General features: G+C 59.1%; 18 protein-coding genes and 2 pseudogenes. 5 read left to right on the top strand and 15 right to left on the bottom strand.

Annotated features, from left to right (window positions below):
* Positions 1-60: 60 nt before the first annotated feature.
* The 3 genes from RPS27_RS04465 (at position 61) to RPS27_RS04455 (ending at position 5,084) form a co-directional block, all read left to right on the top strand.
* Complete coding sequence (locus RPS27_RS04465; RefSeq protein WP_128955173.1) at positions 61-1,374, top strand: DUF2130 domain-containing protein; 1,314 nt, start codon at positions 61-63, stop codon at positions 1,372-1,374.
* 606 nt (positions 1,375-1,980) lie between these two features.
* Entirely contained in the window at positions 1,981-2,994 is a 1,014-nt protein-coding gene (locus tag RPS27_RS04460; protein ID WP_232995577.1) for an SIR2 family protein, read from the top strand.
* The gene (locus RPS27_RS04455) at positions 2,991-5,084 is read left to right on the top strand and encodes an ATP-binding protein (RefSeq protein ID WP_128929580.1); all 2,094 of its coding nucleotides are present in this window, start codon (positions 2,991-2,993) and stop codon (positions 5,082-5,084) included. Before RPS27_RS04460 ends, RPS27_RS04455 begins: the two co-directional genes overlap by 4 nt.
* 579 nt (positions 5,085-5,663) lie before the next feature.
* Here RPS27_RS04455 and RPS27_RS04450 read toward each other — a convergent pair.
* From RPS27_RS04450 to RPS27_RS04425, 6 genes are all read right to left on the bottom strand, one after another.
* Positions 5,664-7,220: a hypothetical protein gene (locus tag RPS27_RS04450; protein ID WP_128929581.1), complete on the bottom strand. Its 1,557-nt coding sequence runs from the start codon at positions 7,218-7,220 to the stop codon at positions 5,664-5,666.
* Between the two features lie 15 nt (positions 7,221-7,235).
* On the bottom strand, positions 7,236-8,006 hold the full coding sequence (locus RPS27_RS04445; RefSeq protein WP_128929582.1) for a helix-turn-helix domain-containing protein: 771 nt from the start codon (positions 8,004-8,006) through the stop codon (positions 7,236-7,238).
* A gap of 1,150 nt (positions 8,007-9,156) precedes the next feature.
* Entirely contained in the window at positions 9,157-9,978 is an 822-nt protein-coding gene (locus RPS27_RS04440; RefSeq protein WP_232995578.1) for a hypothetical protein, read from the bottom strand.
* Positions 9,979-10,254: 276 nt separating this feature from the next.
* Positions 10,255-11,184, bottom strand: coding sequence for a relaxase/mobilization nuclease domain-containing protein (locus RPS27_RS04435; RefSeq protein WP_232995579.1), 930 nt, complete (start codon positions 11,182-11,184; stop codon positions 10,255-10,257).
* Positions 11,185-11,327: 143 nt separating this feature from the next.
* Entirely contained in the window at positions 11,328-11,846 is a 519-nt protein-coding gene (locus RPS27_RS39620) for a plasmid mobilization protein (RefSeq protein WP_128929583.1), read from the bottom strand.
* A 424-nt stretch (positions 11,847-12,270) separates the two neighbouring features.
* A complete protein-coding gene (locus tag RPS27_RS04425; protein ID WP_232995580.1) occupies positions 12,271-12,432 on the bottom strand; it encodes a hypothetical protein in 162 nt (53 codons plus the stop codon).
* 334 nt (positions 12,433-12,766) lie between these two features.
* Here RPS27_RS04425 and RPS27_RS04420 point away from each other — a divergent pair.
* Positions 12,767-13,462, top strand: a pseudogene (locus RPS27_RS04420) (transposase); the annotation flags it as partial.
* Between the two features lie 113 nt (positions 13,463-13,575).
* On the opposite strand, the gene RPS27_RS04415 reads toward RPS27_RS04420, so the two are convergent.
* Positions 13,576-14,781, bottom strand: coding sequence for a sulfotransferase family protein (locus tag RPS27_RS04415; protein ID WP_276575773.1), 1,206 nt, complete (start codon positions 14,779-14,781; stop codon positions 13,576-13,578).
* 898 nt (positions 14,782-15,679) lie between these two features.
* On the opposite strand from RPS27_RS04415, the pseudogene RPS27_RS04410 reads away from it, so the two are divergent.
* Positions 15,680-15,900: pseudogene (locus RPS27_RS04410) on the top strand (helix-turn-helix transcriptional regulator); the annotation flags it as partial.
* Positions 15,901-16,100: 200 nt separating this feature from the next.
* Here the strand turns inward: RPS27_RS04410 and RPS27_RS04405 are convergent.
* The 8 genes from RPS27_RS04405 to RPS27_RS04370 all read right to left on the bottom strand — a co-directional run bounded on the left by RPS27_RS04405 (position 16,101) and on the right by RPS27_RS04370 (position 22,148).
* Positions 16,101-17,084 carry a hypothetical protein gene (locus RPS27_RS04405; protein WP_128929584.1) on the bottom strand — a complete coding sequence of 328 codons (984 nt, stop codon included), beginning with the start codon at positions 17,082-17,084 and terminating at the stop codon, positions 16,101-16,103.
* A gap of 245 nt (positions 17,085-17,329) precedes the next feature.
* On the bottom strand, positions 17,330-17,755 hold the full coding sequence (locus RPS27_RS04400) for a WGR domain-containing protein (RefSeq protein WP_371746380.1): 426 nt from the start codon (positions 17,753-17,755) through the stop codon (positions 17,330-17,332).
* A 35-nt stretch (positions 17,756-17,790) separates the two neighbouring features.
* Positions 17,791-18,156 (bottom strand): hypothetical protein, encoded by a 366-nt coding sequence (locus RPS27_RS04395; RefSeq protein ID WP_128929585.1) that lies wholly within the window; start codon positions 18,154-18,156, stop codon positions 17,791-17,793.
* An 83-nt stretch (positions 18,157-18,239) separates the two neighbouring features.
* Positions 18,240-18,914 carry a hypothetical protein gene (locus tag RPS27_RS04390; RefSeq protein ID WP_128929586.1) on the bottom strand — a complete coding sequence of 225 codons (675 nt, stop codon included), beginning with the start codon at positions 18,912-18,914 and terminating at the stop codon, positions 18,240-18,242.
* A 123-nt stretch (positions 18,915-19,037) separates the two neighbouring features.
* On the bottom strand, positions 19,038-19,592 hold the full coding sequence (locus RPS27_RS04385) for a 3'-5' exonuclease (protein WP_128929587.1): 555 nt from the start codon (positions 19,590-19,592) through the stop codon (positions 19,038-19,040).
* Complete coding sequence (locus tag RPS27_RS04380) at positions 19,589-20,755, bottom strand: hypothetical protein (protein ID WP_128929588.1); 1,167 nt, start codon at positions 20,753-20,755, stop codon at positions 19,589-19,591. The genes RPS27_RS04385 and RPS27_RS04380 overlap by 4 nt, the downstream gene beginning before the upstream one ends.
* Positions 20,755-21,651, bottom strand: a complete 897-nt coding sequence (locus RPS27_RS04375) for an AAA family ATPase (RefSeq protein ID WP_128929589.1) — start codon at positions 21,649-21,651, stop codon at positions 20,755-20,757. Before RPS27_RS04375 ends, RPS27_RS04380 begins: the two co-directional genes overlap by 1 nt.
* On the bottom strand, positions 21,648-22,148 hold the full coding sequence (locus RPS27_RS04370) for a hypothetical protein (protein ID WP_128929590.1): 501 nt from the start codon (positions 22,146-22,148) through the stop codon (positions 21,648-21,650). The genes RPS27_RS04375 and RPS27_RS04370 overlap by 4 nt, the downstream gene beginning before the upstream one ends.
* Positions 22,149-22,150 lie beyond the last annotated feature (2 nt).

Below are 22,150 nucleotides of genomic sequence, written 5' to 3'. Positions count from 1 at the left end.
GCGACATCGCAATCGCGCGCGGATGGTGTTCAATCCTGCTCTACGATGACGGGGGAATTCATGAGTTTCAAAGTAACCGCAGCCGGCGCTTCACACGAACCTACCCTGCATTGTCCCAACTGCAATCACGAGATCCGGTTGACGGAATCATTGGCCGCTCCCCTCCTCGCTGAAATTCGTCAGCGCTTTCAACAGCAGCTGGCCAGCAAAGATGCAGAGATGGAGCGTAAGACCGAGGCACTGCGGCTGGAACGCGAGCAGGTCGCTAAGGACCGCGAGCAAATCGAGGACCACGTTGCGAAACGATTGATCGCCGAACGTGCCCAGCTGGTCGCGGCCGAAAGCAAGAAGGCGCGAGAGGCGGCCGCGGCCGAGCTGCAGGCGAAGGAAGCGGAAGCCGCGGAGCTGCGAGCCAACCTGCTTACCAACAACGCAAAGCTTGCCGAGGCCCAAAAGCAGCAAGCCGAACTGATGCGACAGCAGCGCGCACTCGAGGGGGAAAAGCGCGAGCTCGACCTGACAATAGAGAAGCGCGTGCAGGCCTCAATCAGCGAAATCCAGATCAAGGCCAGGCAGGAAGCCGACGAGGCTGCGCGCTTACGCGTTGCAGAGAAGGACCAGACTATCGAGTCGATGTCTCGAACGATCGAGGAGCTCAAGCGCAAGGCCGAGCAGGGATCACAGCAATCCCAAGGGGAAGTACTCGAGCTCGAGCTCGAAGAGCTTCTGCGCGGACGTTTTCCGACCGATTCGATTGAGCCGGTTGGAAAAGGTGAGCTTGGGGCGGACGTTATTCAACAGATAAATGGCGCCATTGGCAAACCTGCCGGCATCATCCTTTGGGAAACCAAGCGAACCAAGGCATGGAGTGACGGATGGCTTGCCAAACTGCGTGACGACCAGCGTCGTTCCGCCGCCGACGTCGCTCTGATCATCTCTCATGCGCTGCCGAAGCACGTCGAGCAATTTGACCTAGTCGACGGCGTATGGGTGGCCCATCCGCGTTGCGCATTGCCGGTCGCCGTGGCGCTGCGCCAGGGGCTGATCGACGTAAGCGGATCGCGCCTCGTTCAGCAGGGTCAGCAGACCAAGATGGAGCAGGTTTATCACTACCTGACCGGCACGAAGTTTCGGCAGCGGGTAGAAGCTGTGGTTGAGAAATTCAACGATATGCGCGACGACCTGGACAAGGAACGCAAGTTCATGGGCCGGCAATGGGCCAAGCGCGAAACTCAGATCCTCGCCGTGGTGGAGTCGACCGTTGGCATGGTGGGCGATTTGCAGGCGATCGCCGGCAAAGCCATGCCAGAGATTCCGAGCCTGGATATGCCACTGCTTGAGAGCCACGCCGCTCCTGAACGAAAGGTGGGATGATGGCGGAAGCTGATGGCGAGCTCGAGTCGGAGAGCATACCTCGCTCCCGCCGCCTCCACCCGAGCCGGCGGACGGGATCGACTGAAGCTGGAGGCGTGAGGGAGCCAGGATAGCGGCACTCCTCGTCAGATCTCGTCTCCTCACCGGTTCAAGCGATTAGTCGAGGAAGCTAATCTCGATGCCCTTCATCCCCTCGCCGCTTCGCTGCTTACCTTTTTCACTTTGACTACCTGCCCGCCTTGCAACCTCTGATTATGTTGCTTTAAGACTTACTAGCGGGGACTCAGGTCGGTCCTGCAACTCGTCGCGAGGGTCCATGGAGTGGAAGGCGCACGGTTACCGGGTTGGTGCATCGAGCGAGACCTTCGATAGCATCCCAGAAAGCGCAGACGAACTTGATCGGTTCATCGCGCTACACCGCCGAAAGATCGAGCCGTGGCTCTCGGCGGTATTCCAAGCTGAGCATCTGAACCTCCTGCTTGGCAGCGGCTTTACCATTGCTGTGGGCTTCGCTGCCGGCGTCAAGGCGACGGGTATGGCGATTGCGACGGGGAAGTCGAAACATGCCAAGGCAATCCTCGTCACGCGACCGCAAGCGCCAAAAAGATGGGTCGCGGTCAAGCTAACATCGAAGATCAGTTGCGTAGCGCCATTGCTGTGCTCGATGGTCTTGACATCATCGATAAGGGGTCGGCGCAAGGTGTTCGCGACGACATTAACTCCGCAATCGCGACATTCCTAACCTCACTGCTTGCTACCGAGCGAGGTATTTTCGAAGCAAACAGTGCATCAGCACTGGCGACGGTGCAGTCATTTCTGCTCAGCTTCGTCAGCCGCGCCGCTTCACGCGAGCGTTTACATATCTTCACGACCAACTACGACCGGTTGATCGAACATGGCTGCGATCAAGCGGGGCTACGGATCATTGATCGCTTTGTGGGGAGCTTGCGTCCACTGTTCCGCAACACTCGGATCGAGCTCGATTATCATTACAACCCACCCGGGATCCGCGGTGAGCCGCGCTTTATGGAAGGCGTCGTCCGTCTGACCAAGCTCCACGGCAGCCTTGATTGGCGCTTCGACCCCATCGCGCATCGGATCTATCGGTCAGAGACACCATTTGGTGCCGACGACGATCATCCGAGCTTACCAGATTCTCCAGTTGATACCGTGATGATCTATCCTAATCCGGCTAAGGACGTGGAGACCACCCAATATCCTTATGCGGAGCTATTCCGTGATTTCGCCTCGGCAACTTGCAGACCCAACTCGGTGGTGGTGACCTACGGCTACGGGTTCGGTGATGACCACATCAACCGTGTTCTGCTCGATATGCTGTCGGTTCCGTCCGCACACCTCGTGATCATCGCCTTTGAACTAGACGATCGCATCAAGGGATTTCTCAATCAAACTCGTCCTGCACAAGTCAGCCTCCTCGCCGGCAACCATTTCGGAAGCCTCCAGCACCTCGTCGACGATTATCTGCCAAAGCCCGCGCTCGATTACATCACCGGGCGTATGTCTGACTTGCTGAAGAACCGCGCTTTCGCAGATGCCGCTGCGGGCCTGGCGCCAGCCGAACCGAGTCAGCCGCCAGCGGGCTCTGGAGGAGGAACGTGAGCTCCCCGATCGAACGGCTCGCTGAACTGGTCATCGGCACGGTCGAGTCGATCTCCTCGGATGAGATCCGTGTGCTGCTCGATCTCGATGCGCCACAGGCTACTGCGCTCAACACCGGCACACCGATGAGCTTCCCAAGGCTCAATAGTTACGTGCTGATACCGAATGAGGCTGGTGCTACCGTCGCCTACGTCACGTGGATCGGGATTGAACGATCGCCGTACCCCAAACGGTCGGGGCTTAAGGATTTCGGCCTGATCGATCTGCCATTCCCTCTGCGGAAGATGTCGCTCACTCCGATCGGCACCCTGTCTGTCGCTCGAAACCGACGCGAGGGAAGCAGTATGTTCGAATTGAGTCGAGGAATCGTTGCGTTCCCTTCGGTAGGCGATCAGATACCAATCCCAACGCCGGAACAAATCACAGCTATCGTCGGAGCAAAGGACAAGGACCGCCGCGTTCGCATCGGCTCGTCACCGCTGGCTGCAGATACCTCAATTATGGTCGATCCCGATAAGATCTTCGGGCGGCACGTCGCCGTACTCGGCAACACCGGTAGTGGAAAATCCTGCTCCGTCGCTGGGCTGATCCGCTGGTCACTCGATGCGGCGCAGGCCGCTCTTGAGAATGGCACAGAACAGCCGAATGCGCGGTTTATTATTCTTGATCCTAATGGGGAGTACGCCAAAGCATTTGCAGATAGGGGCGGAAATATCCGCCTGTTTCGTGTCCCGCCCATCGACCTCAACAGGGGTGAACGCGCGCTCCGTCTGCCGGCCTGGCTCTGGAACGGTCACGAGTGGACCGCGGTATCGTTCGCACGACCCGGAGCGCAGCGGCCCCTGCTGCTCCAAGCGCTTCGTGAACTAAAGAACGGGCAGCTGGCGGGGACGCCTCGCCAAACTATCGTCAGGCGGCATTTGTATTCCTATCGCATCATGATCGCCGCTATGTTGGCCGAAGGTGCCGCGACCTACGCTGGCAGCGCAAGCAATCGGCGGCGCTGCGGCGAACTGCTAGACAACATTGCATCAGACTGCAGCAATATGACGGAATCCGTTGATGGTGAGCACAAGACAGCTCTGGAAGAGATAAGCAGCATTATCGAAACTATCGCTAATTCCCGTCGGTCAGGAGACTGGTTCAACTCCTTCTCAGTACAGGACATGGAAGCGGTGCGGAGGTCACTGCAGAGCTTCGTAGATCTGGTAGAGGATGCTTTCGCCATCGCGCATCTTACGGAAGATGCACCGATACCATTCGACGTACACATGCTGCCAGAGCACCTTGAGAGGATAGCAGCGACGGAGGGAGGTGCGTTGGCCGGATTCATCAGCACGCTCGGCATGCGCATCCGCGGCATGATGTCGGACCCGAGACTCGGTCAAGTGATTGGAAGTGACCCGGCGATCACCTTCGATGCCTGGCTTGACGCGTTCGTGGGCAGCAACGCCTCGGCCAACGGACAGGTCGCAATCGTTGACCTTTCGTTGGTGCCTTCAGAAATAATCCACGTAGTCGTTGCGGTTCTGGGACGGCTGACGTTTGAGGCATTGCAGCGCTACCGACGGCTTCATCCTGATGGCAAACCTCTGCCCACGACCTTGGTTCTAGAGGAAGCACACAACTTTGTTCGGCGAGGCGCCAACGAAGATGGGCCGGCAGAAAACCCGACCCAGCTCTGTCGCGAGACGTTCGAAAAGATCGCGCGCGAAGGTCGCAAGTTTGGTCTTGGATTGATGCTATCGTCACAACGCCCATCGGAGCTCTCGCCCACGATCCTTGCACAGTGCAATACTTTCCTACTGCACCGGATCGTAAACGACCTCGATCAGGCGCTAGTTGGACGTCTCGTTCCCGACAATGTGGCGGGCTTGCTAAAGGAGCTACCTAGCCTACCATCCCGTCAGGCAATTTTGCTGGGATGGGCCACGCCGATTCCTTTGCTCGTGGAGATGGATGAACTTGCCGAGGCACATCGGCCGCAATCGTCAGACCCAGATTTCTGGGACGTTTGGATCGGCAAGAACCCACGTCCGATCGATTGGCCCACCCTCGTCGGCGATTGGACCGGCAGTGCGCAGAATTGAACAGACTGCGCTCCTCGATCAGACGTTTCCATGACTGCCGCACGCCTTATGAGTCCGACGGGAGAAAACAAGGTGAGCTGGTGATCTCATTGCTCAATGGCTTGCAGGACGAGACGGAGAGCGAGGTCGAGTTCGTCGAATCCGCTATTGTCATTCGGCGTCACAATTGATCCCTTCAGCATCCAATTTTGCATGCCGAATGACAGCTTGCCCGCTAAGTTGAGTGGCGTAAGTCGGCCGGCGTCAGCAGGCGATGAGATCGCTTCGACGGAAACACTGATCCGGCAGCAAGTGCCCGAGCATTGCTAACTGCGTTTCGTGTTGCGGGGACTTCGTGCTGAGCACAGACGAGGCTAGGGCCGAGATCGATCGGATCGACACCATTGCAATCAACTGGCGCCAAGTTTTTGAGGATGAGGGTGTCGACGAAATCGAAAGAATAGCACCTGCCTTCCCAATAGCAGACTGCTTTCCCCGCAAGCTCGTCTCCAGCCTTAGAGAGCTCAGCCGACTTTGCCGGCTGCGCTGGCCTTGCTTTTTACGGTCGTACTTCCACCGTTGTGACTGATAAGCACTTCTCTACGAGATGGAGAGCATGACCTTATCCCAGTTAGAGAATCCCTCCGCGAAAAAGGCCGGTCTTTTCGACCCCCGATCCTTATTCGATCGTTCAACTGCGCTCTCGACAAAGTCAGACGTATCGGCATTCAATGCCCGCACCACCTCTGATACAATATGGGGCCGACCACCGATGAGCGTGACCTCCGGCTCCGAGCGGCTCGATGATACAATCGGAAGTTCGATAAGCGCCGTATAGCACGACCCAAAACATTCGAGCGAAAAAGGCGTCAACAAAGCATCGTCAGAAGTCAGTTGAATTTCGTCAGGCCAATGGTTGAAGATGATATTGACGCCTGGCGTTGATGCTACGGCAAGAAATTCGATGTGAGTATCAACCCAATCGACGAAGTCGGCAAATTTAAAGCGGCGCGCTGTCTGCCGACCTGCCCGAACCATCGCCGATACAATCCTACGAAGAACTGGCGCGGCCGGAATCCAATGCGCAAATGGCCCTTCGCCTGGTGCCATTTCCAACTTGAGCTCTTTTCCCTTGAAACGGAGCGTTATCGATTTCTGCGGCCTGGCCAGTATGACGCCAATCTCGATGATGGCGACCGCCTCCTCCAGGTCGACAATTCGTTCACCGTCATAGTTGAGCGTTAGGTTCGCCTCCGCCTTCGGAAAGTCGATCAAAAATTCAAGGAAGTTGTTTGCAAGTCGCACCGGCCCGAGCTTTCCATCGAATATCGGAGTGACGAACATCTCGAGCTCTACCGAGGTCCACTCGCCTGCTTCCGAAGAAAGTTCAACCGTGGTTGACATCGATGACGATACGTTTAGCTCCAGCACCGCTTCCCGAAACTCATCGCGATCATTGTCGAGCGGAATTCCGAACCGGCGTCGCTCAATCGTCAGGTCCGTCACCTTAAGCGTGCGAGGGCCACCCAAAAAGAGCTGACCGATCTTTTCGCCCGCATTTTCTCCTGGAACGAAAAATCGACCGACAATGGATCTGTTATCAAAACCGCAAGTCTTGCGGTAGTCGACCTTCCCTGCAATATAATCGGCAGGTGCCCCTCCGAGCATTCCGTTTAAAGCCTTTGCCAGCCCTTCTCCTGCTGGAGACAATTCTACCGCACGATCGAGTGGCACAAGAATCGTGATTCTGTGAATGTTCCGCTTTCCTTTGGCTTCCTCGCTGCGAACCCGCTTGAGGGTGTCGTAGATCATTTTTTGATCGACCGGGACGAGGAGAGTGCGAATCGGCGTCCGCCCGTCTTTGACGAAAAACATGACGACGATCGCCGCCGGCAGGTCAGCATCAACGAGATGCTTGAGCGCCGACAGCTTGATCCTCGGCGGCTGAGATCCTTCTGTCGCTTTCACTTGGATCAAGAATTTCGGAAGATCGTTCTGGGAATCAAGCGGACGCTCTTTCATCCGCAAAGGCTCGCCTTCAAGGAGGTAGTCCCAGCCGAGACGGTCTGCCTGTGATTTCTGGGCACGAAACCCTTCCGGTTCACACCAACCGATGAACACATTCTCACCTCGCGCGCCAAGATCTGGAACGCTCACTGAATTCTTCATATTTTAGACCATAGCCTTAGCTACTGCTGAAACCAGATCGATAGTCGGGAAGAACCCGAGTTCGTGGAGTTGATGCAGTAATTCCTCAAATTGAAGGTGATTGGCGCTGCCCTTGGCGGCAAGCTTCGCCAGTTCATCGATTTTGCCGGCGAGTAATTCGATGTCCCGCTGGCGGCGTTTGGAGTCCGCAGGCGACAGCCGCTGCGGGCCATCGACAACAAACGCGGCCGAATGTTTTCGGACGTACTCCGCGACGTTGTCCAGCGCAATTTCGCTTTCGCCGGCCTTTGAAAAAGCCATGCTGATGCTGTACGCGGCATCTTCAAGGTACGGCCTGTCCCGCACGAGGTCCGGCGAGCTGTCTTTGCGGCGGTACCCGCTGAGAGAGAAGCTTCCGTTTTGCAGGTTGTAAAACCCGATCTCAAAAGGACCGAACGTCGCAACGCCTTTAGCGATATTGACCGACCATGGATTTTGCGGCCCGCCGCGAGCTTCGACCGCTTTGATCAGCCCGCTCACCTCTCGCGCATGAAGTCGCGCACGCTCGAGCTGAGCTTGGTCGTTCTCGAATATGGAAATGGCGTCCGGCTTCCAAGCCAAGTGCCGCGCGTGGAGTTGGTGCCAGGCACGCAGAGCGGCTTGGGCCGGACCGGGAATTTCCTCGCCTTCCATCCATCTTCGAAGCGTTCGCGTCGAAACTCCCAACAGTTGCGCAGCCTCGGCCAGGTCGAGGCCCAGAAATGTCAAAATTTCAGTCAGCTCAATACTTGTCATTATGTAAAATCCGTTTTGATAATTTGTCCTTCGTATTTTGACAATATGTCAGAAAAAAGAACCTGCTTTGTCCCCCTCCCCTTCCGCGGGAGTGTCGTCCCGACGCGCGAGTTGGCGAATGCCGTCACCAAAACAGATTGAAAAATGGACCGCCGCTACTCGGTCGTCGTCATCGCATTCCGTCGGTTCAGACGCAGATTTACCGCAAGAGTATTGGGATTCAATCCTGGCTGACGCGAGCGTCGGAACGAGTCCAGGCGTGCCAATTCAGCAGCGACGGCTATCGGAGATCCCTCGTCACGTTTTGCGGGTGACCTGCCAGCGCTGCAGTCGAATCGTTGAGATCCGAAAAGGCAGATGCGGTCGGGTCTTTCGATCAGCATGCAGTCTGGAAGGACGTCGGGCAGAAGTCGGCCGATCGGACATGTCAGAATCGTAGCGCGCGCTACGAGGAGGATGGCTGCTGGCTATCTTTCAAGAGCTCCTAAAGGATCCGCTCGCGATCGGTTTGTTACTCAATGGCGCTTAACCACCATCCAACACCCCTGTCCGGTGGCGATCGCAACGCTCTAAAGAAGGAGCTGGGCAAACGACTCCTTGAAATCGACGGGCAGGGCCAACCCGAAGGGGTAGGTCGTCGGAAAAGATCGGGGATGAAGGAGCCTTAACAAGCGGGACACGGATCGGGCTAACGACTTCACGCCGCCCGAAAAGCGGCCGGCTTCGAGTCCAGTTGAGAGGCCGCTGCCCGCTTTGGTGGCATCTGGCCCCTATCGAGCCCACGAGACGCGGCTTCCCGAAGTCTATCTTGTTGAGACGCTAGGCTGTCAGCCGGCGACCGCCGTCGTGCTGATCGTGTCGCCACGGTGGCGAGACTTGCCTGCCGATCGCCTGCAGATCATCCATCCAGGCAGCCGTTTGGTCCTCGACACCGGTAGCACACATCTCCTGCCCGGCGCCTACTATGTCGCTCTCCGTACTGGCACATCATCGCCACCGAGGAAACTCACTTTTCGCCGGCATCATCAGTCTGATCCCGACAGCCGCCTTCACAGGCATCCCGCAGTCGGGGCGCGCAGCACGCAAAGGCGTAGAGAGAGCGAAGCGTCTCCTTCTTGGCACTGTCGTGCAGCCCGCACCTCGTTCGTAATCAAAGCCTAAAGCTGCCGCGATCCGCATAACCTTTGGGCCGAATATCCAGCGCGGCGATCAGGTCCAGGCGCTGCTTCCGACAACCAAACTCGGGGTGATCTCCCACCTGGAGCCACGCTCCGTCACGGCGCTCAAGCCATCCGGATGCAAACACCTCGCCCGCCAGGAAACCGCCATTTGCCGTTCGGACCCAGCGTTCGCCGTCGATCGCAGGCCACAGAGCAACGTGGATTGATAGCTCGTCCCAATCCGCGTCGTGAACGCTGGCAATCGCCGCAATATCCTCGATCATGAATCGGTACGTTCGACCATCGTCCCCGTACCTCGGATCCAGCAGCGGCCAGCTGTTTTCTCCTGCACGCGGCGTAAACAATCCCTGGTCGATGCCAGCATTGATCCCGGCGACCATCACATTGCGCCAGGCCCGCCGCCTGCGGGACCCGTCGTATTTCACCTTGGTTACCCCCTTGGACGCGGTCGGAATCACGTCCGCACCCTCGTAGTTGAGGCGATCGAAGGAGAATCCGCGGAGGTCTTCGTCCGATGTCGGAACACCCGTCATCGCCGCGAGCCGGCTCAGGAACGGCAATTCCTCGAGCAATGCAAAGTCCGGATGCACCGGTGCACGCTCCAACATGCGGGCTCGCAGCGCTGCATGACTTGCAAAGCCGCATGCGGCTGCGATCGCCTCGGTCAGATGGGATGATTTGTAGTTCGGATAGCCCTGCCTAACCGCACGCTTCACGGACGTGAGCGCAGATTCAGTCAAAGGGATAGCGGTCAAAGGATCCACCTGTTCATATCGGCGGCCGATGTCCACAGATTACGCACCGACCTGGATATGACGGTCGATCCAAGGATTTGAAATAGTGCCCACTTTGACCCTGTGGCAGGTCCGGCGAGACGGCCGATTCGAAGAATGCACGATCTATCAGCCAGCTTTCAAGGACCTAGGCGCCTCAGGGCAGCCGCTCCATAGGGGTGTAACTTCCCGTTGACGGCTCCAATGCTGTTCGCGCGCTCGAGGAACATGACAAGCCGCCAGTGCACATCTACGTGCCAACCGATGAAACGGTTGGCGGAGCGCGCGGGCGCCTTACCTCGTCCGCTCATCGTCTCGCTTGTGACCGCGCAACTCGGCATCGATTCCCTGCTCTGCCTTGCGGCGACGGCTATTGGTGAGCTCCGAAAGCTCATTCTTTAGTGCATGCCGCCGGGTTTCAACGGCGGGCATGTCGTTCACGAATTGCCTAACCTGGCGCGCGAGCGCGTGATCTGCCGCCGCTCCAGAATGCTGCAGCTCGGCTGCGTAATCGAGATATCGCCGCCGGATCGCATCCTGACGTGACTTGATCTGCTCGTCCCAAGGACGTTTTGCAGTCGTGCCGCCCCTCACCTCCGAAAGCACCTCTTTCCGGGCGAGCCGGTCGACATCAGGTACGATTTTTCGCTTGCGCATAGCGAGCACCGCCCCGCGATCGGCCTTTTGAACTCGCCCGCGGGTTCGCCGCGGCGTTGCCTCGGCCGCTATCCCGCGAAGCCGGAGTTCGCCAGCAAATCGCTCCCGCCAAGCCTGCAGATCTGCCTTCCGAGGGTTGAGACGCTTGCCGTCGTGGCCCAGGGACCGGACGGTCAAGTGCACGTGGGGATGTTTGTCGTCGAGGTGCTGGACGAAGACATAGTCATGATTGTCCCCGAACGTTTCGATGGCAAATGCCCGGGCTGAATCCTTGACGGCGACGGCATCGGTGCCAGCCGGCATCGACAGAATGATGTTGATCGAAAGCGACCCATCACGGCGGCGCTTGTCGTCAAGGCCGGCATCATCCTCCCAGCGTTGCTGTAGGTCTTTCAATCCGGAACGACCGGCCAGACTCGCGCCCTGCTCTGTTTCCGCATCGAGCTCGCCGTTTCGCGTGATATACGCAAGGTGCGACTTGAGATGCGCCACGTCCTTGGTGCGGCCGGTGATCTTGACCATCACCTCTGGCGCTCGGCGCACGATCCGTTCGAGCTTCGCGCGCATAGCCGGCGTCAGGCGACTAGGAACCGCCGGATCGGGGATATCCCACTCGGCCCGCCGCGGGCGCCGATTGGGCGTTTCCCAAACATATGAGATCGGCGGAAGCTCGGAGGCCAGGTCTGCCGGCCGCGGCTTATGGCGCCGACTCATCGCCGCCCATCCCAATAATCCGCGTTGCCGTGCAGCGCATTGCGTAGTTGCGCGAGCTCTTTTTCGATGACCAACTGGGCCTCTTGAATTGCGGACAGATCGGGCTCGACCGCCCTGCCCTGCAGCACACTGGCGTTCGCTGCGCGCGCGATCTGATTGATGTTGCCGCCGATCTGGTTGAGCTCGCGAACAATCGCGCGGAGCGCCTCGTGCTCGCCTGGAGAATGCTGCACCGGTGATCCCAACCGCGAGCGCACCAATGCAACGATCCAGCCGGTTCGGGTCATGCCGCGCTGATGTGACACTTCCGCGAGCTGCCGCATCTCGCTCTCGCGAAATCGCACCGTCACCTTCTCCGGTCGCCCGACAGGCAGCACGGAGATGCGCGGCACTGGTTCAGCAAGTGCCTCAGCAATGAGACGCCGCAAGAGCGCGGATTTGCCGCCCTGGGTCGCTGCCAAAGCTGAGAACTCCGCAGCGACTTCGTCAGAGACGCGAAGCGAGATCAGAGCCATGCACTCCAATCCCAATCGCGATCTAATACATCGCTGGCGCGAAGCCTATCCTGCACTAGAAAAAGCGAATCCTTCCACTCCCTCCGTGTTGGTTCGAACCAACAGGCTCGGCATTCAAAGCTCGGGATTTGCTGCAGGTGAGATCCAACCCAGCCGACGATCGATGCGCAGAATTCCTCCGGGAATGGCGCCGCCGTCAGCCCCGGTGCTCTTATTCCACGAACGCCGCGCGTGGAGACCGGCAACATTGGCACCGGGTATGTGGACCGCGGCTTACCAGCAGCCTCCGGCCTCTCTACGGCGCTGTGGGGGGCGCGTTCGGCCTCCGGCTGCTGCGCTAACGCGCCATCCTTCGGATGGGAAATCCGCTCCGCCGGCATGCCAAGCGCAGCGGTCTTTCTGAGGAGACAGTCGAAGGCCAGCTTCATGCGAAAATGATCTCTTCGATGGTGATGGTCGATGCCGGCACCTCTTCCACTTCTTCTGCGCCATCGACCAACAGCACGGCATGGCGTGAGCCTTGAGACGCGAGCCGATCGACGAGAAGACAGCCCGCGCGATCTTGGTGGCGCACTCTGATCGTCACTGACGAACTCATTCGCTCATTTCGATGGACGGAAGACCTGGAGCTCTTCTCCGCGGCCGCCGTTACACGGTCTCTCTCTATGGGTCGCAATGCTACTTGCGGTGCGATCGGGCCTCGCGCCGATTGAGCTCCAGCGGCACCTTCGCTATCAGCATGGGAGCCCCCAACTCCGCTACGAATTTTGCGAGCCAGCTGGCGGGCGTGGGCGTCGGTGAAGCTCTCCTGTGCTGCACATATGGTCTCGACGGCGTTGGGCTGCTCACGCCAAGCCTGGTAGAGTTCATACACTGCACGGATTGACGAGCCCGCAAGCTTCGACCGGAGAAATTCCGGCATACCAGGCGGCGGGATCGCTCCTGATGGAAGCTGGGTTCATTGTCGCCCCGGCTTCTTCCTTCCCGTTCGCGTGCTATCACGATTGCATCGTCGGCTATTCCTGGAGCGCCTGCAGGCGGCGTTCGATGGCACCAAGCTCCAGTTGTTCGGCCATCTCGCGCACCTCGTCGAGCCAGCGGCATTCGCCCGCCATCTAAACGCCCTCCGCAAGGTCGAGTGGGTCGTCTACGCCAAGCGTCCCTTCGGCGGACCAGAACAGGTTCTGACTTATCTCGGGCGCTACACTCATCGCGTTGCGATCGCCAACGGCCGGCTTCTTACCTGTGAGCAGGGCCACGTCCGCTTCCGGTGGAAAGATTATCGCGCCGGGAACAAATCCAAAGTAATGACGCTCGACACTGAGGAGTTCCTTCGTCACTTTCTGCTTCACATATTGCCGAAGGGGTTCCGCCGCATCCGTCATTTTGGTTTCCTGGCGAACGCCTGCCGCGCCGCCAAACTCGCGCGCATCCGAGCGGCACTTGAAGCCCCGCAGCCACCTCCGCCTGCCGAAGCTGTCGACTATCGTGAGCGCTGCGCCATCCTCCTTGGTCACCGCCTCGACGTGTGCCCCATCTGCGGAGGCCGCATGGTCGAGATTGGGCCTGCGCCGCGTGCGCCGCCGCGACGCGCACCTCGCTGCGATACATCATGACCGACTACCTCGACTTATTCGCTCCCACTGCACGTCAAGCGACGCAGCAGCGCGCGCGGGAGGGACCTGTGGGCCGGTGGGGCGATCGGGCGCGCGGTGGTCACGCGTTTGTCCTATCGTCGGCCCGCCGGCGCAAGCTGTCGCCTCACCTCCGAGGACACGACCGCCGTGAGCTCCTCGTTCAACTGCGCCGCGATTGAATTTGCCACCCGCAGATTCTCTTCCTTCTTAGTGGCGGCCAGACGTTGCGCTTGCTGAAACACTGAGGCTGCGAAAGCAACCGCGGCGTGTTCCTCCGCTTGCCCACCACTATTATTGAGTTCGGCGGGGAGCTCGAACGATCCTCCCGTCTTGCCGTCCAGAAAATCCCAGCAGGTCCGAAATAAGTGGCGATAGCCTTGGGTTGCTTCCGGCCCCCTATCGACGACGCCGGCTTGCTTTGCGTACTGAAAATCCCGCTCATAACCGAGCTCTGTCAAGAGCTTCGCCCCAACCAGGTCGGTCACGACTTGCATCTCTTCGATGCTCAAGTCAGTTTGCCAAGCCTCCACTGAGCGGTCATCGACGGCCTTTCGCTCCAGGATCTTGCGATCTCCGAAAGTGCTGGAGCGGAGATAGTCCGTCTGCCCCCCCGGCGCCGATCCCGTCTCGGTCGGAGTGTAACCGAGGCCGGCAAGCACGCGCCGAATTTCGTCATCGGGGTGCGCCACAAGGGTCTCATAGTGGACCACCTGCGTCTGAGGTCGACTGCGGTATGCTGCTAGCGCAGGCAGGCCCAGGACAAGATCTGCGAGAGAAGATGCGATCGCGGGCGTGGGCTGGCCCAACGCGATATCGGCGAGACACGATGCGATGGCGGGCGGGGAACTTGCGGCCAGCAGAGGGACGCCCCATGTCGTCTTCAGTGATGCGGCGATGGCGTAGGGGTTACGCATGAGAACGAGACGCGGTGCTTCCGGATAAAGGGAATCCAAAAAGTCGAGCACCGTCCAATAGCGCGGCGTCTTGTCTATGAGAGTGCGTTTGCCTGCAGCAGCTAAATACTGGCAATAAGCTGCATCGGAAAAAGCGCGGGTAACGATCATCCGATCTATTCGCCCCAAGAACTGCGAGGTTGCGCTTTGAACCAATGATGCGCCGGCTGGGTGGCGGTGGTCGACTTTACCGAAGGCCTCAAGTGCCAACATGAGCCACGGTTCAGGCGGAGCCAAAATATCCGGGTGCCGCTGCAGCAAATGCGCTAGCAGCGTCGTCCCCGAGCGGGGAAGACCGAGCAAAAAGCACACCGCAGGCGCATGGCTTACATCGCGGTTCATCATTCAACAGCCTATCTTGGACAGACCGAGCGTCCGTCTTAAAACCTTCGTCCGGTAGAAAGAGACAACACCAGCAATGGCAATCCAGATAGGGTCAACCATCCCTATCCTCAGATGACGTGACATCCGCGAGGATGACATCATGCCGCGACAACATTCGATGGCCCTTGTGGCAGCTTTGGCTTGTTCGCTGCATGAGCGCCTACTGCGCGCTTCGGATGGACGCGCGCCATCTCCGATTGGCAATGCGTACGTAGATTGCCCGTTGTTCAGGTTTGTTGCAGATAGACCGTAACTCTCATCGATCCCATTCGTAGCGGAAATGGAAGACGACCCTATCCCTGTTTCGCATGATCTGGGTGCCATGAATTCAATCCATTTAGCCAGCCACAGCACCGCACCTGAGATCGGCTGCGCCCAGCTCCTTTCGGGGCCGGAGCCTCCAAGCATCGCCCCGCCGCGCGGAGCTAAGCCATATTGAGACCATCAGAAAAGCTATACCGTGGTTTATCGGAAATAAGCGGCAAAGCGACCGCGGAAGCCCGTCGCTTCGAGCCGCCACGATGCCATTCCCTCGCCAGCCAAAGAAGACGGTAGCTCATCTCGATGTCTAAGTGCGCCATCTGAACCCAATATCCGCCATTCGTAGGATCGGCAAAACTCAATAGTTTTGATGGAGCACATCCATACCGTGGATTGATGGCTTAACCGGCCAACGGCCTCTGCATCCAAAGAGACACGGCCGTGCTCTGCCTGTCATCTCGCAAGGAACAGAGCAGGGGTGCCGAAATCATTCCCGCATCTTCGGCATCCCCTTAAGCGCTCTTCTACTCCACACCATCATGCTCGTCGGCACGCGATCAGCCGCGCGAGCCCTCCAGAAGAGCAGGGAGCATCTCAAATGCCAGACCACCGCCGGCTGCCGCCGCGATACTTGCGGAGCCCCGAAGCGGCACGCTTTCTCGGCCTGTCCGCCGAACTTTGGAAAAGCATCGCACATACGGTACGGGGCCGACTTATCGCAAGCTCGGTGGGCTCGAAAACCTCGAAGCCTTGGTGGACCGCGGAGCCAAGAAATCGACCAGCGATCCCGGCACAGGAACGGTCTTGCTCGCAAAGCGGCAAATACCGCATTCCTTATGTGTCGCGCGCCATGGAAAACTGCCCCCCATATTGCCTCAGATGACAATGTTACCGAAGTCACCCTGGTGTCTTCTGGATCGACTGCCGCGAGTCGGAGCAAGCCGCTCGCGAAGCTCGCCCCCCAGAGCGCCGTAGCGAGCGAGCGGCTTGCGGTGCTTCAGCGAAAGAACCTGTCAGGATTAAATACGAAGGCGCGAAGCTTGGACCGATAGTGTGATCTCTGTGTTGCTGATGAGCTGTCGAGCGGCCTTTGATCGCCAATTCTTCACCAATCGCTGCACCGTGCGCCGCTGATGGCCGCTGAACCGACCGGGCGCATGCGCTTCCAGCAGGGAGAGAAGATCGACCGCAGACAAGTGCGGAGCTGCGGCGAGCCATTCCTCGATGATGGGAATGTATGGGTCGAGCATCGATGGCCGACGTGGCACAGGCTTGCGCCGCACATAGCGACGCCGATGAATGCCTCGCTGCTCACCCTGTTTCCAACCATCGCCGAGCTCTCGGGCAAAGGCCGCCAAATCACTGTGCCCCTGCGCGACAGTCATCGCTGACTTTCCAGCCCGTTGATCGACACGCTTACCCAACTCATTCTGAGCGTCCCGCATCTGTGCCAGCAATGCCACAGGATCAAGCGTCCGGTAAATCTCCCGCAGCCGACCTTTGAATGCCTCATTGAGCCTCGGGTGGACCAATGCTTTTTCGTACGGCGTAGCGGGAGGAAGATAGCACTTGATCATCTTGGCACCTTCGCGGTGCTTCTCCTTCAGCTTAAACGAGGGCTGGAAGAAATTGATGTATAGCCGGGCCGCCGCAAACAGGCGAACCAATGAACGGGCGGCATCAATGCCTTCAAACCGCCCGTAGCCCACCAGGCGGCGAACGATAGCTCCGTTCTTTTGTTCAACGAATGCCTGATCGTTCTTCTTGTAGGCCCTGGAACGAGTGACTTCGACATCGTGAGAACGGCACCACGACACGACCGTGTCGTTCATGAAGGCGCTGTCGTTGTCAAAATCGAGCCCCCGAACGGGCCAGGGAAATAGGTTCTGCGCGCTCGAGAGCTTCGACCACAAGAGCTGCTTCACGCACAACAAGCGGAAAGCATTCGGTCCACCCGCTGATCTGATCTCGCGCTTTGCGCGCATGCTGATCTTCCCTGCCATACCTGCCACCGAACTGATTCGGCAGCTCCGCCCCAGACACGGCAGAGAAGTTGTCCGGTAACATTTTTAGTGAGGCAATGCGGGGGGTCAGTTCCGGATGGCGGGAGCCGGTGACCATGTCGAATGACACATGCTCTGCTTGTGGGCAACAGCGCGGTCGACTCGATCTGTTTCACTCATTCCCGGCGATCTGGCGCCGCACGGATCCACGCCTCGCTTGAATAGCAACTGATGGAGCATTTCTATTATGGAGTTCGGTTGATCTCTCCTACTGAAACCATGACACTATTTAAATTCGCATAATTAATTATGGAATACTTTCGCAATTCTTGGAATATGGTCGAGTATGATCTCGGATTACTTTGATATACTTCCACTGACATTTTGTCCAGATCAGCCGACTTGTGGCGTGTCGCACGCCGGCTCCGAGCCCGGAAAGTGCCGCTGGACGTAACCGCGACGGGCGTTGCGCCTGAGCCAGGACTCAAGAGCCTCGACGGCTTGAACAGATCGAGTCGCCGTCGACCGCGCCCACCGAGACGGCCCCATTCGCGCACCAATGCCGTATCGCCAAAGAGCGTCGGCTCAATCGTGAGCACATAGAACCGCGCCATGTTACGGGCCGGATCGCGACGCTCGAGCACGAGATATTGCACGGTGAGTTCGGACATGCGCCAGAATCGCAGCCGCCGAATCGACCGTCCAATTAAATAAATGAATCGATCAGCGCCAACGATTCAAAAATTTCATGCTGACAACGAGACAGGTCGCGGCGAGGCTCGCGATGGGCGACTGAGCTGAGGCGCGCTCCGGCCTCGCTGGGTGGCAGCGTCTCCCCTGGAGAAGCCGTCTGAACAAGTTGCCATCGCATGGCCGCCAGGTAAATGGAGGGTTTCCTCCTCCGACCCCATGCGTTGCGCAAGACTTTCTCGACTTGCGCGACGAGCTTCGCCCTGTGCTCGGCAGGCAGTTTGTCCAGATTGATCTGCTTCCAGCGTATAGCCGGCAGGTCCGCCGCGCCAGGGACGCCCAGCAGGCTCCAATCCGGCTCGCCGCGCTTGAGGTCCGCCATCACGGCGAATGCGCAGGAGACATCGATATATTCTTCTCAACGGCTGCCTTCTCTGGATCCCAAACTAGAATCCAACACTGACCTTATCGGAATGCTTTGCGAGCTACCTTTTCAAGGTCTGCGGCCGCACTTGACGACCAGCCGTTCCGCTGAGCCCATCGGCGGACCTCAACTGGATCAAACGAATGCCCTTCCTGACGCAGCTGCGCGATTGTGCGCTCTGCGTGTTTCTTGTCTGAGGGATGATTGAGACCCGTACCCAAATTGACGGCTTGGGTCAGGCTCTGCAGCGCCTCCTCCACGGGCTCGGGCAAACTAACGGTCGGTGCCGGTGCAGTAGTGGCTCCTACGATCTGAGCTCCCCATGTCGCTCGCCAGTTTTTGCCGTCGGTATCGTTCCAAGGAAGGTAGACGATCGCTTGCGCGCCGATCGCATCGTCCAGCTTGTTCATGTCTTTGTCCGAGATGTGGCCGCCGATCAGCAGCCCATCTGACCAACTCCCCCGGGAGGTCTGCGCACTTTCCAACTTCATCTGAACGCCCTGCGCCACCAGAACGGGTTGCCCCTTGACGAGCGCCTTTACGACGTTCGGTCCGAGGAATTCGGCCACGATGGTCCGATCGAAGCCGCCCTTCTGCGGCACCACCAACGTCACGCTGGAGATATTCCTTTCCTTGCAAATTTCGAGGACGCTCTTGAAAGCGAGCCGGACCTGGTCCGGCGACCGCTCAACGACATATCGCGCGACTGATGCCACCTATTGTTCCCCTTTAATAGAAAAGCGACCGATCAAACGTAGTTGCTTTGCAAAAAGTTGCATCGCGAATGCGAGTGGTCCTTCGACAATGAGCGAGCGTCGCTTCATGTCTCCCGCCATGCTCTACCGATTTCCCAAGAGCTTGGTTCGAATGAGACTGAATAACTCGGCCTGATACTGCGCATCATGCAGGGCCTGATGATCGCCCTTCAACCGAGGCGACAGGCGCTCCGTCATTTTGCTCGATCGCGTATCGGCCCAATCGCACCCCGTCGCACCCATGAAAAGCGCCTTGATGTCCAAAGCCGTGAACCCGAATGGATTATCGCCCGTGAACCGATGGAAATAATAATTTACGAATGACCAATCGAACGGCGCGTTGAGCCCGACGAAGACGACCGAGCCGTCTTTTTCAACAAGCGCGTCGAGCCACTGCGCGAAGGCCCGCATCGCCTCCGCCGGTTCGAGCCCGTTCTTGGCAAGCTCATCCAGCGACAGGCCGGAAACCTGCAGGGCTTTCGGATCGGCATTGCGATTGATCGGCTTCAATTCGCAGGAGAAGGTCTTTGCCGGATCGTTGACAACGCAGGCGCCGATCGACAGAAGGCTGTACTCACCGGGGATCGGCCCGGCGGTTTCAACGTCGACTGAGACGAACACTTCGGTTTTACGCCTCATGAGATCAATGGCTCCGCCGGCACGAGCGAGGGTCGCGTGCGGATCGCCTGCCAATGTTCGCGGAAGGCGCGCCGGCGATCCTCGGCCGCGCCGCTGTTCTTCCAATGCAGGCCAGAGAGCGTGGTGATGTCAAACGGCAGGTCCGAGCCCTCACGCGCCGTCACCATAGTAGGCAGCCCGCGACCCAGAGCATATCCCAGCTCGAGGAAACAATTCGATCGTCCGCCGGTAATGTCGGCGATCACGACGGCGCTGCGGTGCAACTTGGCGAAGATTTCCTGATCGATACGGGCATGGTCGTGGGCTTGCCGGCCGTCGATGACGACGAGCCGGTAGCCAAGCTCGTTCTCGATCACCGGCTGCACGACGGTGTCGAAAAAGTCCTGCACGTCGGCATAGTCCGGCAGCGCCGGATTCAGCAGCCGCACCGCGAAGGCCTTTGGTCTTTCCAGGGACTCGAGCAGGTCGACGAGGACCGCGACGCGATCGGGGATGGACTGGCGCGGCGGAAACCGGATCTTGTTGAGCCAGTCATGGGCGTCGCCGTCATCCGCAACCTGGAACAGGCGGCGGGTTTGGCTGCTAGTCAATCCGAAGCTGTAGAGCCGGCGAGCGCCCGCCGTTTCCGGCGACACGGGAAGATTGAGGGGAATGATCGGCTTTCCGGCATCGTGGTAGAGATTTGCGAGGTAGAGGACCCCTTCCGTCCCCCCGAGCGCGACAAGAATATCGCCGAAGCGGGCCTGGGCTTCCATGCGCTTGCTGGCCATGTTCCAGTGCGCGGCGTTCTCGATCTTGACCATTGGCGAGCTGCGCAGCTCGTCCCATAGGTCGGCATACTCAGCCGGGACCTGATCTTCGCTCTTGTGGTGCTGCACGGCGACCGCGAGCGGGCCCGGAACATTCGCCGGGCGTGACGCGAGGCTCTCCCTGAGCGTCTTCCAGATCAGCCAGTCGAAGCAGATCGGAAGCCCGTCGGATTTGCGCAGAGGTTCAGCGTCGACAGGCACGACGAAATTCGCACCGCGACGGGCCAATTCCTTGACCAGCGCAGCAACGAGCTCGCGGGCCTGATTGACGTCGGCGGTCGAGGCGATGGCAAGGTCTTCGACGATGCTGCCGGCAATGTGGATGCGCCGGCCGAACAGAGGGGAGCGCGCCATCAGCGATCCTCCATCACCGGCGACGCGGTGATCGCCGCGGCGGCGAGCTTGAGTTGATCGAAGCGCAGTGGCCCGCTCGGGAAGGCCTTTGCCAGCGCGGCCGGATAGAGCCTCGTCCTGATATCCGAATAGGTCCAGGACGGCTTGCCTGCCCGCGCTCCGGTGGCTTCGACGAGCTGCGATAGCTGAATGGGCGTCAGAGACAACCCGGCCAGATCCATCGTGAGCAATTGGCGGCGCTCGTCGTCCGTTGGACGGCGGAACTCCTCGATGATGGCGGCGCGGCGGCACAAGGCAGGATCCAGGACCGACAGCCGGTTGGTGCACAGGATCACCACGATCCGGCCGCCGTACTGGCGCAGGTCATCGACGCCCTGAATGAGCGTGTTCACCGCTACCTTGTCTTCGTGGTGGCTGTGCTCCTGGGCGCGCGAGGCGGCGAGGCTGTCGCCTTCGTCGATGATCAGGACCGCGCGGCGGTGCTTGCCGGCCGATTGAATGACCTTCTTGAAGGCTTCCGCGATCAATGTTCCCATCTCGCCGACCATGCCGCTGCCGCGGACGCGGTTACTCAGCTTGAACAGGATCGAATCTTCGCTTCTGGCCTCGATTACCAACTTGTTGGCGATGCACTCCGCTGTTGCGGTCTTGCCGGTGCCGACATCGCCGTGAAAGATCACCAGCGGATACTGCTCGGCGACGAGATCGCAGATCGGAAGGCTCTTGCCGTGATTCTTGTGGCTCCAGCCCGCCAGCTCGCGGACATTCAGCAGCAGACGAAGCTGATCGTGGACCCGCGCATATCGGGTATCGAACCCCAGAAGGGTCTTCTCGCGTTTGGCCAGCGTATCGCTGGGCAGCGGCGTCTCGCTGTCGAAGATGCTGGGTTGACTCACGAGGCCCAATCCTTGCGCTGCATGCCATAGGCATTGCTGACATAGTTGCGGCCGCCAGCCGACGAGAGAGCGGCATGGCTGGTATCGTCGTAGCAGGTCACCCAACCGATCTTAAGCTTACCTTTCGTGGCTTCGCGTGCGGCACTGGTGTAGTCGTCGGTGTAGCTCAGCACGACACGAAGCTTGGCCCCTGCGACCTTCGGCCAAAGAACGCCGCCGGGCCGGCTCGTAGACAGCGAGCCGGCGTCGGTATCGACTTCGAACCTGACGGCCTTGATCTCGACCCCACTGCTGATCAGCGTGACGTCGACCCATTTGAGGTAGCCGTCCTTGGCCAGGACCTCGATGTCATGGGCGTAGTTGCGAGCCTCCTCCGGAGTCCAGCAGCCGGTGCTGTCCGCGATCATCACGAGATCGGCGTTGACGCGCCGAACGACGTTCTCGATGTCGACGTAGGTGTAGGTCGCGCTCGCGCTTCTGACCTGGGTCATGCTCATCT

This window comes from Bradyrhizobium sp. WYCCWR 12699, assembly GCF_032144035.1.
Lineage (GTDB): Bacteria > Pseudomonadota > Alphaproteobacteria > Rhizobiales > Xanthobacteraceae > Bradyrhizobium.
Note: the sequence above shows the minus strand (reverse complement) of the source record. Positions and strands in the feature narration are given on the sequence as shown.